Raw genomic sequence first — 12,662 nt, 5'->3', positions numbered from 1 at the left:
GGCGGATTGTAACAGCTTTTTACCGCGGCTTATGTCGGAACCCACCCGCCTGGGCAGCCTGCAGCGGGTTAAGCCGTTGATGGTCTGTTTGCGAATATTTCTCATTATTGCTATTGCCTGACAGATGGCCCTCTGCTTGAATAGCGGACGCTTTCATCCATGGGAAAGGAGAAAGCCATTCATTCAAAGGAAGATAGAGCCATGCAAACAGGGCATTACCGGGTCGTATTCAAGGGAAATCGGGCCGAAAATCTGTCGGTTGAACAACTGCGGGAGAACCTGGCCGGGCTGGGGTTCAGTGAGGCACAGGTCGAGCACATGCTGGCGGGTCGGTCAGCGACCATCAAGCGGGGGTTGAGCCAGGCCCAGGCAGAGAGCTACCAGCAGCGGCTGCAGCTCGCCGGGTTGGAAATCGAGATCGAAGCAGAGCAGTCAGAGCCGACGCCTGCAGGGGAGGGGGCGGCGCGTTTCGAGGCTCGTGAGCCGACCCGCAACCCTGGACAGGAGCTGCCGACCCCCAAGCGGGTCGAGCAGGTGCGCTTCACTGGGCAGGGTGCCGAGTATTTCGGTATCTGGATTGTCAATATCCTGCTGATCATCGTTACCCTGGGGTTCTATGCGCCCTGGGCCAAGGTACGCAACAACCAGTATTTCTACGGGCATACGCTGATCGATGGCACCAGTTTCCAGTATCTCGCTGATCCCTGGGTGATTTTTCGCGGCCGGCTGGTAGCGATTGTTGCAGTGATCGTCTGGATGGTGGTGGGCGAGTTGTTCCCCTTGCTGTCGCTGGCATTGATGGTGCCGTTGCTGCTGGCCTTGCCCTGGGTGGTGACCAGGTCGCTGAAGTTCCATGCGGTCAACAGCGCCTATCGCAACATTCGTTTCGACTTCAACGGTGGTTATGGCGAGGCGGCGATGGTGCTGCTGGTGTGGCCGCTGCTGTCACTGCTGTCGCTGTTGCTGCTGGCCCCCTTCAGTGCTTGGAAGTCCCAGTCGTTCATGGTCAACAATGCTCGTTTCGGCCAGTTGCCTTTCCGTTTCAAGGCCACCGCGGGTGATTACTACCTGTTCTTCCTGAAGATGCTCGGCCTGGTAGTGGGCTTCGTAGTGCTGTCGATGCTGGTGTCGAGCCTGGTCAGCCAATGGTTGTCGATATTGGTAGGGGTGATCGGTTACCTGACCCTGTTCGGCTTCTTCATGGCCAGCCTGACCAACCTGGCGATGAACGCCACAGTGCTGGGTATGCACGGCTTTCGCTCGCAACTGGGCAAGGGACGGATGGTCTGGATTTATTTCAGCAACACCCTGTTGATTGTCCTGACGCTGGGCTTGTTCACTCCCTGGGCCAAGGTGCGCATGGCGGCCTACCGTGCCGAGTGCACCCAGGTACTGGTGCATGGCGACCTGGATAACTTCATCGCTGGCGAGCAACAACAGGCCAGTGCCCTGGGGCAGGAGCTGGGTGATGCCTTCGATGTAGGCGTTTCCTTTGTCTGAGGGGTGGGTCCAGGGCCTGTTCTTCGATGGGCGGCGTAGCAGGGGCTATCCGGCCCGGCTGCGCCGACAGCAGCAGCGCTTGCGGATCGAGTATGGCGATGGCGCCTGCCTGGAGCCTGAGCTGCGGGACGTGCGGCTAGGCACCAGGGTAGGGCAGGCGGGCTGCTACCTGCATCTGCCCGAGGGTGCCGCCTTCGAGTCGCCGGAAAGCGATGCCCTGGCGGCCCTGCTCAAAGGGGCGAAGGGCGAGCGTGGCTCAGCCTGGCTGCGTCGCCTGGAAAGCAGCTACCGGCTGATTCTGGTCAGTGCACTGGCGATGTTGCTGATGGTCACCGCCGGCGTTCTCTACGGTGTGCCCTGGGTCTCACGGCATATTGCCCATGCGCTGCCCGTGGAGCTGGAGAATGTCATGGGGCAGAGTTCGCTGGCGACGCTGGAGCGCATGTGGCTCGAGCCGTCGGCCCTCGATGAGACTCGGCGCCAACATGTCCAGGATGCCTTTGCACCACATCTGGCGCGCTTTGCCGAGCGCTATCCGGAACAGCCGATCGAGGTGCGCTTCCATGCCAGTCCGGCCATCGGTGCCAATGCGCTGGCGTTGCCTGGGGGCATTGTCATTTTCACCGATGACATGCTGGCACTGGCAGAGCATGACGATGAGCTGGTTGCCATCCTGGCCCATGAGGTCGGCCATGTGGTGCATCGCCACGGTCTGCGCAGGGTGGTGCAGGGCTCGCTGGTGCTGTGGCTGGTGATGGCCATGACCGGTGACCTGTCGGCCGCGTCGGACCTGCTGGTGACCATGCCGGCGGTGCTGGCCAGCCTGAACTATTCCCGGGCGATGGAACGGGAAGCGGACGACTTTGCACTGCGCTACCTGACCGACAACGGCATTGCCCCGGCTCACTTCGCGCATATCCTGCAGCGGCTGGAGCGGGAAGCGCAGCGGCCTGCCGGCAAGCAGGAAGAGCAGGCGTGGCGGGTGCCGGATGTACTCTCCAGTCATCCACCGACGCCGGAACGGATCAGGCGTTTTCTGGAGTAGAGCGTCTGCAAGCAGTCGCCTTGCCGGCATCGGTTAACTCCCCCTCTCCCCCGGCCCCTCTCCCGCAAGGGGCGAGGGGTGACTCGTGACTGGAATACTGTGCTTAGCCTGTACCAACCAGCCATGAGTAAGCTCACAGTCGCAGGTGTGCGATATCGAAGGTCATATTCCATTGCAACAGCAGAGTTACCACGAACAATCTCGTTACGGATAGCACACTTTGCATTTGCAGATATTTCAGGATAACCACAACGATCCAAGCGCGAGTCACCCCTCTCCCCTTGCGGGAGAGGGGCCGGGGGAGAGGGGGAGGCAGGCGGCACCCTTAACAGTTTGTTACGCTTGGAATGCTCCCGATATCCGCTTCCATACCCCAGGCCGATTGAAATACGGAATATGGATTCATATAGTCGTTGCCTTGGGGAACCCATGCACCGGCAATCCATGTATCCTTGCGCTTTGCGGCGCGCCGGTGGGTGGTGTGCCAACATTCTGCGGGAAACGGAAGAGGCCATGATAAAGATAAACAGCCTGACCAAACGCTTTGGCGACCATGTCGCCGTGGACAATCTGTCCTTTGAGGTAAAACCGGGGGAAGTCCTGGGGTTTCTCGGCCCCAATGGCGCCGGCAAATCCACCACCATGAAGATGCTCACCGGCTTTCTGACGCCGGATGCCGGTAGTGCCTCCATCTGCGGCTTCGATATCCGCAGCCAGATTCTTCAGGCCCAGCGGCAGATGGGCTACCTGCCCGAAGGTGCGCCTTGCTACGGCGACATGCGGGTCAAGGGTTTTCTCGAATTCATCGCCGAGGTACGCGGTCTGCGCGGTGCCGACAAGCAGCGTCATGTGGCCCGGGCGGTCGAGCAGGTGGAACTGCAGGGCGTGCTCGGACAGAGCATCGATACCCTGTCCAAGGGCTTCAAGCGCCGGGTCGGACTGGCCCAGGCGATCCTGCATGACCCGCAGGTGCTGATCCTCGACGAGCCCACCGACGGCCTGGACCCCAACCAGAAGCATCAGGTGCGCCAGCTGATCCAGCAACTGGCCAGTGGCAGCAACAAGATCGTGGTCATCTCCACACATATTCTCGAGGAAGTCAGTGCCGTGTGCAGTCGCGCGGTGGTGATCGCCCATGGCCGGCTGCTGGCCGATGGCACGCCCGATGAGCTGGAGGCTCGCTCGAAATACCACCAGGCGGTGACCGTGCTGCTGCAACAGCCGGTGGACAGCCAGCCGCTATTGGCCCTGCCCGGTGTGCTGGGTGTGGAAACCGAGCGCGATGGCCACCAGTTGACCGTGCTTGCCGAGCCGGGCGCGGTGATCTTTCCCGCGGTCGGTGAATATGCCCGCCAGCAGCAATGGCAGGTCAAGGAACTGTCGGTCGAACGGGGGCGCCTGGATGAGGTCTTCCGCCGCCTGACTGCGGAGGAGGCCGCATGAAAAGTCTTGGTGTGATCTTCAAGCGCGAGCTGGGCAGCTATTTCGCCACCCCGCTGGCGTATATCTTCATCGTCATCTTCCTGGTGCTGTCGGCGGTCTTCACCTTCTACCTCGGCGGCTTCTATGAAGGCGGCCAGGCGGACCTGATCCCGTTCTTCAATTTCCATCCGTGGCTGTACCTGTTCCTGGTCCCGGCAGTGGCCATGCGCCTGTGGGCCGAGGAGCGCAAGTCCGGCACCATCGAGCTGCTGATGACCCTGCCGGTATCGCGTGCCGACATGGTGCTGGGCAAGTTTCTCGCCGCCTGGGTATTCGTCGGCATCGCGCTGGTGCTGACCTTCCCGATCATCATCACGGTCAATTACCTGGGCTCGCCGGACAACGGCGCGATCTTCACCGGCTACCTGGGCAGTTGGCTGCTGGCCGGCGGCTACCTGGCCATCGGCTCGTGCATGTCGGCGCTGACCAAGAACCAGGTGATTGCCTTCATTCTCAGTGTGGTGGCCTGTTTCGTGTTCATCGTCAGTGGTTTCCCGCTGGTGCTGGACCTGTTCAGCGGCTGGGCTCCCCAGTGGCTGCTGGACGCCATTGCCTCCCTCAGCTTCCTGATTCGCTTCGATGCCATCAGCAAGGGCGTGCTGGACCTGCGTGACCTGCTGTATTTCATATCGCTGATGGCGGTCTGGTTGCTGGCCACGGCGATTGTCATCGACCTGAAAAAGGCCGATTGAGGCAAAGGAGAACAACAATGAAACGATTGATGTATTCAGGTACCGGTCTGCTGGTACTGCTGCTGGCCTTCGTCGCCTTCAATATCACCACCGGGGTGCTGCTGCCCGGTGCACGGCTCGACCTGACCGAACAGAAACTGTTCACCATCTCCGATGGCACGCGCAAGATCCTGCGCGATCTGGATGAACCGGTAACCCTGTACTTCTTCTTCTCCGACCGCGCCAGCAAGGACATGGTGGTGCTGCGCAACTACGCCCGCCGGGTCGAGGAAATGCTCCGTGAATACGAGCGCGTGGCCGACGGCAAGCTGAAACTGCAGATCATCGACCCGCAACCCTTCTCCGAGGCCGAGGACCGCGCCGCCGAGTTCGGCCTGCAGGCGGTACCGCTGTCGCAGACCGGCGAGCAGCTGTATTTCGGTCTGGCTGGCACCAACCAACTGGCCCAGCGCGAGGTTATTCCGTTCTTCGCCCTGGAGCAGGAAGGCCTGCTCGAATACGAGCTGAGTCGTCTGATCAACAGCCTGGCGCAGCCGGAAAAAACCCAGATCGGCCTGATTTCCGGGTTGCCCATGGCTGGCGGCATGAATCCCATGACCGGCCAGCCCAGTGCACCCTGGGTGGCCTTCGAGCAGATGCAGCAGATGTTCAGCGTGCAGGAGCTGGACAGCGATATCGATACCGTGCCGGCAGACATCGAGGTGTTGCTGCTGGTGCATCCCAAGACCCTGAGCGAGGCGGCGTTGTTCGCCGTCGACCAGTTCGTGCTGCGCGGTGGCAAGCTGCTGGCCTTCATCGATCCGCTGGCCGAGGCGGACCAGAGCATGGAGGCGATGATGGAAGGTATGGCCGATGGCAAGTCCTCCGACCTCGGGCCGCTGCTGGCGGCCTGGGGCGTGGCCTATGATCCCGAGCAGGTGGTGCTGGATGCCCGGTTGGGCATGTCGGTCAGCCGCGGGCAGGGACAGTTGCCGGCACGGCATATCGGTTGGCTGGAAGTCGAGCCGCAGTTCATGAGCCGCGACGACACCGTGACCGCGCCGCTGCAGATGCTGACCCTGGCCACCGCCGGAGCGCTGCAGCCGGTGGACGGTGCCCGCACGCAGTTCCTGCCGCTGCTGTCGAGCAGTGCCAACAGCGCACTGACACCCAGCAGTCGTTTCAGCAACATGCAGGACCCGGAGTCGCTGCTTAATGGCTTCAAGGCCGATGAGCAGATCTACCATTTTGCCGCGCGCCTGCAGGGCCCGGCACGGACCGCCTACCCCGATGGTCTGGAAGGCCGCGAGGCAGAGCTGGCCGAGGCGGATAACATCAATGTGCTGCTGATCGCCGATACCGACATGCTCACCGACCGCATGTGGGTGCAGGTGCAGGACTTCTTCGGCCAGCGCATTCCCCAGCCATGGGCGGACAATGGCGGCCTGCTGATCAATGCGCTGGACAACCTGTCCGGCTCCGAGGCGCTGATCAGTGTTCGTTCGCGCGGTGATTTCAGCCGTCCGTTCACCGTGGTCGAGGAACTGCAACGCAAGGCCGAGCGCCGCTACCGCGCCAGCGAGCAGCGCCTGCAACAGCAACTGGAGCAGACCGAGCAGCGCCTGCGTGAACTGCAACAGGGCCAGGACCCGACGCAGTTGACCGAGCTGAGCGCCGAGCAGGAACAGGCGATCCAGGGCTTCCTCGATGAGAAGCTGGCGATCCGCAAGCAGCTGCGCGATGTGCGCTACGAGTTGAACGCCGATATCGAACGCCTGGGCAATCTGCTCAAGATGATCAATATCGCCCTGGTGCCGGCGCTGCTGACCCTCGGTGTGCTGCTGTGGTGGCTCATCGGTCGGCTGCGCCGCCGTAGCGCCTGAGGAGCAACGCCATGCGTAACAAACCCTTGATATTCACTGTGCTGCTGACCGTGGTGCTGGTGGCGCTGGCACTGCAGATGCGTGGCAAGGATCGGGTCGCGGACCTGTCCAGTCGCGACCTGCTGTCGCCGATGCAGGAGAAGCAATTGATGCGGTTGGAACGCATCAGCCTGACGCGGGGCGAAGGGCAGGTCGAATTGGTGCTGCAGGATGGCGAATGGGGTGTGGCCAGCCACGCCGGTTTCCCGGCCCAGCGCGAGCGCCTGGCCGCGCTGCTGCATGCGCTGCGTGGGGCGCGGGTGGTGGAGGAGAAGACCAGCAACCCCGCGCACCATGCGCGCCTGGGGTTGGATGTGGCGGTGGCGGATAGCCAGGCACTGCAGGTCGGTCTGCATACCCCTGAACTGGACTTCGGGCTGATCTACGGCGAACGGGTGGGCAATGGGCAACTGGTGCGCTTTGCCGACGACGACCAGGTGCTGTTGGTCAACCGGCCATTGAGCATCTCGGTCAGCCCGCACGACTGGCTGGCGCTGGATGTCATCCGCATTCCCATGCAGCAGGTGGCGACGGCGCGCTGGACCCATGCCGATGGCGACACTCTGGAACTCGACAAGCGCTCGGAGGGTGATTACAACCTGCGCCTGGCCGGTCTGGAAGATGAACAGCAGGGTGGCAACGAGCGCTGGATCAACAGCATGGTGCTGGCATTGGTCAACCTGACGGCGCAGAACGTGGTCCAGCGCGACGAATTGACGCTCGCCGAGCCGATGTTGCGGATGCAGGTAAGCACCTGGTCCGGCGCCGAACTGGCGGCTTCGCTGCATGAAATCGATGGTCGCTACTGGCTGTTGATCGATAGCTACAGTGCCCCAAAGGCCGCCGATGACGAGCTGCAGGTCCAGGCCGACCCGCGCTGGGCTTATCAGATCGGTATCGGTCAGATGGAGAATCTGGACAAGCGACGTGCCGATATCCTACGTTCGCCATAGCAGAATACCCTTGCAGCTGTCTGGTGTTTGGCTAGAATCGGGACACGGCCTCTATAAACACTATTCCAGGTGGGGCGCGTCCGGTTGTCCGGCAGAGCCCCCCTTACCGGGAGCAATGCCGCGTCAGGTTCGCACCAGGTACCGAATCAAGGTTGAACGGAGTGTCGCTATCGCCACTCCGGACTTCCCGGGTGGTGGGATCATTGGTGATGTGGAGATTGTGGGAATGTCTGATCGGCAAACCGGTACGGTTAAATGGTTCAACGACGCCAAGGGTTTTGGCTTCATTCAACGTGAATCGGGTCCGGATGTGTTCGTGCACTTCCGTGCCATCCGCGGCGATGGACACCGCACCCTGGTCGAAGGCCAGAAGGTGGAGTTCAATGTCACCCAGGGGCAGAAAGGCCTGCAGGCAGAGGACGTGAGCGCCCTTTGAGCAGCCAGTCGGGAGCGTCCTGGTATTGTCTGGCGCTGGGTGACGGGCTGCTGGCCAGTATCCCGCTGCACGATATCGAGGACGCTTTCAGGCAACTGCACCCGCACGGCGAAACGCCGCCGGATGCAGCTGTTTTCAGTCGCCACCGGCTCGATGGCCTGCAATGCCAGGTCAGCGTGTTCTTTTCCCCTGCGCTTGCCGATCTGGCGCGTCGTTTCAAGGCACGCCCCTGTCCCAGGCCTGGCACGCATGATCTGGAGTTGCTGGTGGGCTCGGCGCAGGCGCTGCAGCTCTGAGCTGGCGAAGCCGTTACAGTGTCGGCAGATTGGCGCTGAGCCAGCGCTGAAACTCCGCCGGTGGCAGCGCGCCATTGAGGCGGGTGATTTCCTTGCCGCGGTGTATGATCAGCAGTGTCGGAATGCTGCGGATGGCGAAGCGTGCGGCCAGTTCCGGGGCTGCTTCGGTATCGACCTTGGCCAGGCGTGCATGGGGTTCTGCGCTGCCCGCGGTTTGTGCGAATACCGGGGCGAACTGCCGGCAGGGCCCGCACCAACTGGCCCAGAAGTCGACTACCAGTGGCAGGTCGGCATTGGCGTGGGCATTGAAGCTGCGATTATCCAGGTCCACCGGGTTGCCGGTGAACAGGGTTTGCTTGCAGGCCCCGCAGCGCGGTGCCTGATCGAGACGCTCGGCCGCCAGCCGGTTGCGCCGATGGCAATGTGGGCAGGCCAGGGTGATCGGCTCGCTCATGGCAGCTTCCTCTTTCTCAGGGCTTGAGCGCCCAGGTGAACTCCTCTTCGCCTGCCGCGGTTACCTTGAACCAGCGATCGGCGTCCGCCTCGCCCTGGGCTTCTTCCCAGCCACCGATGGAACAGCGTACCTCGCGCTCGATGCCGGTCGCCACCGCGCGGGCGCAATCCAGGTCGGTGGCCCAGGGGGTGCGCTCGCTTTCAAACCAGATGCTCGCCCACTTGCCGGCTGCCTTGCGCACTATCATCAATGGAATGGCGCTGTCGCCATGCAGCGTGCCGCGGAGGGTGGTGCCGGACCAGGGGCCGAGGTCGACGCGGCCGACATGCTGTTCCAGCCAGCCAGTCAGCTCATCCAGAAAGTCTTCCTTCAGGTAAATCTCGATATCCGGTTGGCGCACGCAAGTTCCTCTCAGTGGCGTTGCAGCATCACCATGCGCATGGCGACCTCCAGTCCGGCGAGGCCGCTGTCGCGCAGGGCCTGCTGGCGTTCGGGGCGGCTACGAAAACCATGGGGCGTCATGCCGATCAGGTTGTCCAGCGCGGCTGGCTCCAGCTGCAGAGCATAGCGCAGGATCTGGTCATTGACGATCGTCATACCCTCCGGCAGGGCCTTGATCAGCTCGGGAGTGGGGTGGATGCTGTCATAGAGTTTTTCCCGCAGGGCCAGCAGGTGATCGGCATGCGGGCCGACCAGCAGCAGGTGGCCGCCCGGCCTGAGCACCCGCAGGCATTCCTCCCAGGACCAGGGACTGAAGACGCACAGTGCCGCATCCAGGCTGGCATCGGCCAGCGGCAGGCGGGCGCTGGAGCCGACCAGCCACTGGATGTCACGGTTGCGCCGGCAGGCCTTGATCACCGCATCCTTGCTGATATCCAGCGCGGCACAATCGAGTCCGGGCAGGACGCGGGCCAGCCGATCGGTGTAGTAGCCTTCGCCGCAGCCCATGTCCAGCAGCGCCGCTGGCGCCTGTTCGGCAAACAACCGGTTGATCCCGTCACTCACCGGCTGGTAATGACCGCCATCGAGAAAGGCCTGGCGGCAGGCGAGCATGGCCGGGGTGTCGCCGGGCTGGCGGCTGTTCTTGTGTTGCACCAACAGCAGGTTCAGATAGCCCTGGCGGGCCTGGTCATAGCTGTGGCCATTGGCGCAGGACCAGCTGCGACCCTCGGCGCTGAGCGGCGCATGGCAATGCGGGCAGAGGAGCTGCGGCATCAGGCGAGCAACCGTTGCAGGGTGGTGAAATAGATCTCGGTCAGGGTATCCAGGTCGCTGGCGCTGACATGTTCGTTGAGCTGATGGATGGTGGCGTTCACCGGCCCCAGTTCGACCACCTGGGTGCCCATGGTGGCGATGAAGCGGCCATCGGAGGTACCACCGGAGGTGGAGGGCTGGGTCTCGCGACCGGTGACCTGGCGGATCGCCGCGGCCACGCCGTCCAGCAGTTCGCCGGGTTCGGTGAGAAACGGCAGGCCGGACAGGGTCCACTGCAGCTCGTAATCCAGTCCATGCCGGTCGAGAATGTCGCATACCCGCTCTTGCAGGCCCTCGACGGTGGACTCGGTGGAAAAACGGAAATTGATCAGCGCTTCCAGTTCGCCCGGTACCACATTGGTAGCGCCGGTACCGGAGTGGATATTGGAAATCTGGAAGCTGGTCGGCGGGAAGAAGGCGTTGCCCTGGTCCCATACCTCGTCGGCCAGCTCGGCCAGCGCCGGTGCTGCCAGGTGGATGGGATTGCGTGCCAGGTGCGGATAGGCGACATGCCCCTGGCGCCCCTTGACCAGCAGCCGGGCATTCAGTGAGCCGCGCCGGCCGTTCTTGACCACATCACCGACCAGCTCGGTACTGGAGGGCTCGCCGACGATGCACCAGTCGACCTGTTCGTTGCGGGCGACCAGCGTCTCCACCACCTTGACCGTGCCCTCGGTGGCGGGGCCTTCCTCATCACTGGTGATCAGCAGGGCGATCGAGCCGCGGTGCGCCGGGTGCGCGGCGACGAAGCGCTCTATCGCCACCACCATGGCGGCCAGGCTGCCCTTCATGTCGGCCGCACCACGGCCATACAGCATGCCGTCACGGATGACCGGTTGAAACGGCGCGGTGTCCCAGCGCTCCAGCGGGCCGGTGGGTACCACATCGGTATGCCCGGCAAAGCACAGCACCGGCTGCGCGGAGCCGCGACGGGCCCACAGGTTATCCACCTCGCCGAAGCGCATGGGTTCTAGCTGGAAGCCACAGGCGGCCAGGCGTTGGCCGATCAACTGCTGGCAACCGGCATCATCCGGGGTGGTGGAGTCGCGGGCGATCAGCTCGCAGGCAAGGGTAAGTGTTGCGGATTGAGGTGTGCTCATAAGCGCCGGTCAGGTCTGGAATCGGCGGATATGATAGCAGATGTGCCGTGCTGGGGATCGGTGAAAGGTCCGCGCTGCGGGAGCGCGGACCACCTGTTCAGCGTGCGGGCACGCTGTTGGCGTTGTTGGAAATGGTCACCTCGACCCGACGGTTCATCGCGCGGGAGGCAGGTGTGTCGTTATCCGACACCGGGTGTGCCTTGCCAAGGCCTACGGCTTCGATACGGCCCGAGTCCACGCCCTCGCGGATCAGTGCACGGCGTACCGACTCGGCCCGGGCCTGGGACAGTTGCAGGTTGTAGGCATCAGACCCGGTACTGTCGGTAAAGCCTTCGACCAGTACCTTGCGCTGGGGGTTCTCCTGCAGGAATTCGGCGAGCTTGCGCACGTTGGAGTTGGCTGCCGGCTTCAGTTCGGCCTTGTCCAGATCGAACAGCACGTTGCCGAAGGTGACCACCGAACCGCGATCGGTCTGCTTGGCATTCAGTTCTTCCTGCAATTTGCGGATCTGCGCATCGCGTGCTTCCAGCCGGGTGCGAGCGCGCTCCTCGGAAACGCCTGCCAACTGCTGTTCGGTGGTACGCAGGGCGATGGTCTCGCGCGCCAGTGCGACACGGCGCTCGGTCAGGTAGGCCAGATGATCGATCTCATGGGGTTTGGCGCCTTCCTGCATGGCGAACTCGGCGCGGCCCAGGGCCTTTTTCGCATCTTCGGTTTCAACGGCGGCCAACTGGCTGGCCTTGGGATGGTTCTGCAGTTCGGTTACCTGCGCACGCGCCTGCTCCAGGTTGGGGTTGGTATCGTTGGAAGCACAGGCCGTCAGCAACAGGCCCATGGCCAGGCAGGCGGGTAGGGTAAGATGGGTACGCATGGGAACTACTCCTTGCTATTGAACGAGTTGCCTGGTGATCACTGGAGGCCGCGTAGGCTTTCTTCACGCAGCTCCTGGGTGCCGCGTTCGGCTGACTCCAGACCGCGTCGGGCTTTTTCCGCCTGGGCCTTGCGTTCGGCGACGCGGGCGTCCCATTCGGCTTGTTCGGCGAGATAGCGCGCCCGGTCGTATTCTTTCTCGACATTGGCCTGCTCGGCCTGCAGCAGTTTTTCCCGGGCGGTACGCAATTCGAGCGGCGCATATTCGGCGCTCTGTGCGGTGTCGGCGGAGTTCAACGCCTGCTGGGCAATTGCCAACTGGCTGGTCGGCGGGGGAGTGCTGGCACAGCCGGCAAGGGCTGCGGCAGCACCAAGGGTCGCTATGGCAAGCAGATGCTTGGGAACGTGCAAAACGTGTCTAGACATGGTTCCAGCTCCAGATTGAATCATTGCGTCAACATCTACAATGGCTGCGGAAGACTGCACTGTGCTTCTACTGGCGGGACCCTGTCCGGGGTCATTGGGGCGTGCGCTGCCGATGCGCTGTAATCGACCAGCTTGAAACTGTTGCAATCACAGTACGTACACAAGGTCTGACCGCGGGCGGTTGCGACTGTTCAACAAAATGTTTCCGCGCCCCGGTATTAGTTTCGCTCATGAGCGTGACTGGTCAGTCTGT

General features: G+C 62.7%; 14 protein-coding genes. 8 read left to right on the top strand and 6 right to left on the bottom strand.

Annotation, left to right across the window (positions count from 1 at the left end):
* Positions 1-201 precede the first annotated feature (201 nt).
* The 8 genes from H6X51_RS04665 (at position 202) to H6X51_RS04630 (ending at position 8,305) form a co-directional block, all read left to right on the top strand.
* Positions 202-1,500 (top strand): YjgN family protein, encoded by a 1,299-nt coding sequence (locus H6X51_RS04665; RefSeq protein WP_185266358.1) that lies wholly within the window; start codon positions 202-204, stop codon positions 1,498-1,500.
* On the top strand, positions 1,493-2,545 hold the full coding sequence (locus tag H6X51_RS04660) for a M48 family metallopeptidase (RefSeq protein ID WP_185266357.1): 1,053 nt from the start codon (positions 1,493-1,495) through the stop codon (positions 2,543-2,545). The genes H6X51_RS04665 and H6X51_RS04660 overlap by 8 nt, the downstream gene beginning before the upstream one ends.
* 513 nt (positions 2,546-3,058) lie before the next feature.
* Positions 3,059-3,988, top strand: a complete 930-nt coding sequence (locus H6X51_RS04655; protein ID WP_185266356.1) for an ABC transporter ATP-binding protein — start codon at positions 3,059-3,061, stop codon at positions 3,986-3,988.
* The gene (locus tag H6X51_RS04650) at positions 3,985-4,719 is read left to right on the top strand and encodes an ABC transporter permease subunit (RefSeq protein ID WP_185266355.1); all 735 of its coding nucleotides are present in this window, start codon (positions 3,985-3,987) and stop codon (positions 4,717-4,719) included. Before H6X51_RS04655 ends, H6X51_RS04650 begins: the two co-directional genes overlap by 4 nt.
* A gap of 17 nt (positions 4,720-4,736) precedes the next feature.
* Positions 4,737-6,581 (top strand): GldG family protein, encoded by a 1,845-nt coding sequence (locus H6X51_RS04645; protein WP_185266354.1) that lies wholly within the window; start codon positions 4,737-4,739, stop codon positions 6,579-6,581.
* Positions 6,582-6,592: 11 nt separating this feature from the next.
* Positions 6,593-7,573 (top strand): DUF4340 domain-containing protein, encoded by a 981-nt coding sequence (locus tag H6X51_RS04640; protein ID WP_185266353.1) that lies wholly within the window; start codon positions 6,593-6,595, stop codon positions 7,571-7,573.
* 226 nt (positions 7,574-7,799) lie between these two features.
* A complete protein-coding gene (locus H6X51_RS04635; RefSeq protein ID WP_185266352.1) occupies positions 7,800-8,009 on the top strand; it encodes a cold-shock protein in 210 nt (69 codons plus the stop codon).
* A complete protein-coding gene (locus H6X51_RS04630) occupies positions 8,006-8,305 on the top strand; it encodes a hypothetical protein (protein WP_185266351.1) in 300 nt (99 codons plus the stop codon). Before H6X51_RS04635 ends, H6X51_RS04630 begins: the two co-directional genes overlap by 4 nt.
* Positions 8,306-8,318: 13 nt before the next feature.
* Here the strand turns inward: H6X51_RS04630 and trxC are convergent, their stop codons facing one another.
* From trxC to H6X51_RS04600, 6 genes are all read right to left on the bottom strand, one after another.
* Positions 8,319-8,759, bottom strand: coding sequence for a thioredoxin TrxC (gene trxC / locus H6X51_RS04625; RefSeq protein WP_185266350.1), 441 nt, complete (start codon positions 8,757-8,759; stop codon positions 8,319-8,321).
* Positions 8,760-8,775: 16 nt separating this feature from the next.
* The gene (locus H6X51_RS04620) at positions 8,776-9,159 is read right to left on the bottom strand and encodes a hypothetical protein (protein WP_185266349.1); all 384 of its coding nucleotides are present in this window, start codon (positions 9,157-9,159) and stop codon (positions 8,776-8,778) included.
* Positions 9,160-9,170: 11 nt separating this feature from the next.
* Positions 9,171-9,974 (bottom strand): putative RNA methyltransferase, encoded by an 804-nt coding sequence (locus tag H6X51_RS04615; RefSeq protein WP_185266348.1) that lies wholly within the window; start codon positions 9,972-9,974, stop codon positions 9,171-9,173.
* Positions 9,974-11,113 carry a succinyl-diaminopimelate desuccinylase gene (dapE, locus tag H6X51_RS04610; RefSeq protein WP_185266347.1) on the bottom strand — a complete coding sequence of 380 codons (1,140 nt, stop codon included), beginning with the start codon at positions 11,111-11,113 and terminating at the stop codon, positions 9,974-9,976. Before dapE ends, H6X51_RS04615 begins: the two co-directional genes overlap by 1 nt.
* A 97-nt stretch (positions 11,114-11,210) precedes the next feature.
* On the bottom strand, positions 11,211-11,984 hold the full coding sequence (locus H6X51_RS04605; protein WP_185266346.1) for an OmpA family protein: 774 nt from the start codon (positions 11,982-11,984) through the stop codon (positions 11,211-11,213).
* A 38-nt stretch (positions 11,985-12,022) separates the two neighbouring features.
* Complete coding sequence (locus H6X51_RS04600) at positions 12,023-12,409, bottom strand: DUF4398 domain-containing protein (protein WP_185266345.1); 387 nt, start codon at positions 12,407-12,409, stop codon at positions 12,023-12,025.
* Positions 12,410-12,662: the final 253 nt, after the last annotated feature.

This window comes from Halopseudomonas xiamenensis (assembly GCF_014219065.1).
In the GTDB taxonomy this organism is placed as follows: domain Bacteria; phylum Pseudomonadota; class Gammaproteobacteria; order Pseudomonadales; family Pseudomonadaceae; genus Halopseudomonas; species Halopseudomonas xiamenensis.
Note: the sequence above shows the minus strand (reverse complement) of the source record. Positions and strands in the feature narration are given on the sequence as shown.

Bases quoted from the DNA above. Each gene is read 5' to 3' on its own strand.
- H6X51_RS04655 (WP_185266356.1), top strand. From the start codon at position 3,059: ATGATAAAGATAAACAGCCTGACCAAACGCTTTGGCGACCATGTCGCC.
- H6X51_RS04635 (WP_185266352.1), top strand. From the start codon at position 7,800: ATGTCTGATCGGCAAACCGGTACGGTTAAATGGTTCAACGACGCCAAG.
- H6X51_RS04665 (WP_185266358.1), top strand. From the start codon at position 202: ATGCAAACAGGGCATTACCGGGTCGTATTCAAGGGAAATCGGGCCGAA.
- H6X51_RS04645 (WP_185266354.1), top strand. From the start codon at position 4,737: ATGAAACGATTGATGTATTCAGGTACCGGTCTGCTGGTACTGCTGCTG.
- H6X51_RS04600 (WP_185266345.1), bottom strand. From the start codon at position 12,409: ATGTCTAGACACGTTTTGCACGTTCCCAAGCATCTGCTTGCCATAGCG.
- H6X51_RS04650 (WP_185266355.1), top strand. From the start codon at position 3,985: ATGAAAAGTCTTGGTGTGATCTTCAAGCGCGAGCTGGGCAGCTATTTC.
- trxC (WP_185266350.1), bottom strand. From the start codon at position 8,759: ATGAGCGAGCCGATCACCCTGGCCTGCCCACATTGCCATCGGCGCAAC.
- H6X51_RS04640 (WP_185266353.1), top strand. From the start codon at position 6,593: ATGCGTAACAAACCCTTGATATTCACTGTGCTGCTGACCGTGGTGCTG.
- H6X51_RS04615 (WP_185266348.1), bottom strand. From the start codon at position 9,974: ATGCCGCAGCTCCTCTGCCCGCATTGCCATGCGCCGCTCAGCGCCGAG.
- H6X51_RS04605 (WP_185266346.1), bottom strand. From the start codon at position 11,984: ATGCGTACCCATCTTACCCTACCCGCCTGCCTGGCCATGGGCCTGTTG.
- dapE (WP_185266347.1), bottom strand. From the start codon at position 11,113: ATGAGCACACCTCAATCCGCAACACTTACCCTTGCCTGCGAGCTGATC.